We start from the raw sequence: 2,779 nt of genomic DNA on the forward strand, positions 1-2,779 counted from the left end.
CTGAACGCATAGTAACCAGTTTCGGTTTTATTGAGTCAACGCTGACCGCATTGGGCGGCAGCAATGCGGCTTTTGACTTCCCTGCCTTTGGATTGAGCGCGACGGCGACGGCGCACGAGCGCATGTCAGCCAGTTTCGGCTTCATCGACACCTCGCTTATCGCTTCCGGCACGCTCGAACAGCGCATGTCCGCCAGTTTCGGCTTCATTGATACTTACCTGTCCTACTGGGACGTTGCACTGGCAGGGCCTGAGTGGTCATTGTCGGCAACCATGTCCACTGCGGTCAGTAACGCAGTCGCCTATGTGCTTAATATTCACACCGGCGAGTCTTATCAATGGACTAACCAGGCATGGCTGCATATCATCCATATAGGTAATAAACCTTATGGCGTTAAGTCGGACGGCCTGTATCTACTAGAAGGAACTACCGACAGCGGCACGGCTATTAATGGCATTATAAAAACCAAAGATACCGATTTTGGTTCATTTAAAAGCAAACGCATTCAATCCGTTTATTTAAATAGCGATACGGCGACAACGGTAAGACCTATTGTAGACGGCGTAGCTAAAAACAGTCATGCCAGCAGTTTTGGCGGAAGAAAATGCCTGTTAGCCTTGGGCAACCAGGGCAGGTATTGGCAATTCGAGGTGTCTGGAATCCAGAAGTTAGAGGGGCTGGAGGTGCTGCCATTAGATGCGCAGCGCAAAGTCAAATAATGGTATAATAACAATAGCGCAAAACAGAACAACCCCGCGTCGTGAGACGCCATGATCCTTTAACGGAGCCATAAAGTGGCAATTGATCCAGAAGTTATAATTTCAGCGGCGCTCGCAAGGGCAGACGAGTTTTCAGGCGCGGCTTCAGCGGCCCTCGGTCAAATTAATACCAGCACCGGAATTCAGGGCGCTATTAACTCGCCTAATGTGAATCCTGTTATTCAGCCGTATTCTCCCCCGTCTCGCGACTCCACGCCGACGCCCGTTTACGAGCCGCCGATAACCGCCTTGCCGGTAGCGCCGGAACTGGCTGATGTGGCGACTATCGCCAAGCCGGTATTTCCCGGCGCGCCTACCCTTGCCACATCAGGGCTATTCACACAGGTAGCGCCTAGCGCGAATATCCCCTCGTGGAATGAGGCAGAACCTGACCTGCGCGTTGATGCGCTGGTGGCGGAAATGGACTCGCTGCTGCTGCCGGTATTAAGGCAGTTTGACTTCCCGGACATAACGCCGCTGGCTATCGCTGACGCGCCCACCTTGACACTGCCGGGCTACGATGCGCCTGTCGCCCCTGACGCGATACGCGATCCGAACAATTACGCTGCTGAAATGGAGGCCAGATACAACGCGGCGCTGCCTGAAATACAGGCGTTTATCGATGACAAGGTAAGTACATGGATAGCGACTTACGCGCCGGAATACCAGTCACATTTAAGCCAGTTGGCGGCGAAGATAACGTCAGGCATGGACGCTACGGTATTGCCTGACCAGATTGAAGCGGCCATGTACACCAGAGCCAGAGGCCGCATCGAGCAGGAGTTTCATGCCGCCGAACAGGGCTTGCTGGAGACTTATTCAAAACGCGGCTTTTACGAGCCTCCCGGAGCCTTGCTTGCCGGATTGCGCGCAGGACGGATGAAAGGCGCGGAAGCTCTTGCCAATACCTCCACCGATATTTACATCGAGCGGCGCAAGACCGAAGTTCAGCATTTGCAGTTCATAATGAATCTGGCGTCTTCACAAATCCAGAGCGTGCGCTCTTTGGCGGTGCAGTATGCCGGAATTATCGGCAATAGCGTATCGCAAGCCATCTCCTATTCCAATCAGGTAGGCGAAATGTCGATAAAGGTGTATGAGCATTTGGCCTCCAAAGCCAACTTAGCCATAGCGGTTATGAACGCGCTCGGCAATCAGTATGAGATACGCCTGAAAGCGGCGCTGTCGGCTTTAGACGGCTACAAACTGCAACTGGAGGCGGAAAAGGCCAAAAAGGATGTCGAGATAGCGCAACTCAGTGTCATTGAAGCGCAAATAAAGACCCAGGAACTGGAAATCAGCCGGTACAGCGCCGTCATTGAGGCGATAGGACGAAAAGCCAATGTCGAGGAGCTTAAGCTAAAAGGCTATACGACCCGCGCCGACGTATTCAAGACGCAGATACAGTCGCAGGTGGCCGGTTTTGATGTGTATAAAGCGGCCTTGGCAGGCGATCAAAGCAAACTGGACGGCGAACTGTCAAAATTAAAAATTTACGAAAGCCAGTTAAAGGCGATTGAACTTGAGCTTGAAGCCAATATCAAGTCAACCGAGTCCACTATAGCGACCAACGACGCCAAAATCAAGGTGTTTGAAAATCATGCCGACGTTTATAAGCTGGACCTTGAATCGGCCTTAAAAAGATTCGCGGCGCTGGTGGAGGTTAAAAAGCTCGGCCAAGCCATTTACGGGACTGAGGTGGATGCTGCCGTCAGAGTTTTTGAGGGTCATTTGCAAGTGCCAAAAATCCTGGCAGACGCCGTGCTTCGTGAGTACGAAGGGCGAGTCCGCGCCGCTGAGTCCGCCACCAGGGTAACTGTAGAGCGGGCAAAGATAGCGCAGACGGGATCGATAGCGATAGCGGACGGGTTTTGCAGCATAGCGGCGGCGTCAATTGGCTCGACTAACAGCGTCGTGTCAGCCGCATCAACCTCATCGGAATAAATTTACAAAACGTGATATAATGCAGGAATAGGCACCATTTCCGCATTATAAAATTTCAAAAAAATCAAGCAGGACAT

The 2,779-nt window shown here is 52.2% G+C and carries 2 protein-coding genes; both read left to right on the forward strand.

Annotated elements, in window-relative coordinates; genetic code table 11:
* A partial coding sequence (locus PHW53_05135) for a hypothetical protein (protein ID MDD4995815.1) occupies nt 1–719 on the forward strand: 719 nt, incomplete at its 5' end.
* 75 nt (nt 720–794) lie between these two features.
* Nucleotides 795–2,702: a hypothetical protein gene (locus tag PHW53_05140; protein ID MDD4995816.1), complete on the forward strand. Its 1,908-nt coding sequence runs from the start codon at nt 795–797 to the stop codon at nt 2,700–2,702.
* Nucleotides 2,703–2,779 lie beyond the last annotated feature (77 nt).

Source organism: Patescibacteria group bacterium, assembly GCA_028710985.1.
In the GTDB taxonomy this organism is placed as follows: Bacteria; Patescibacteriota; Patescibacteriia; order JAHJFT01; family JAHJFT01; genus JAQTTB01.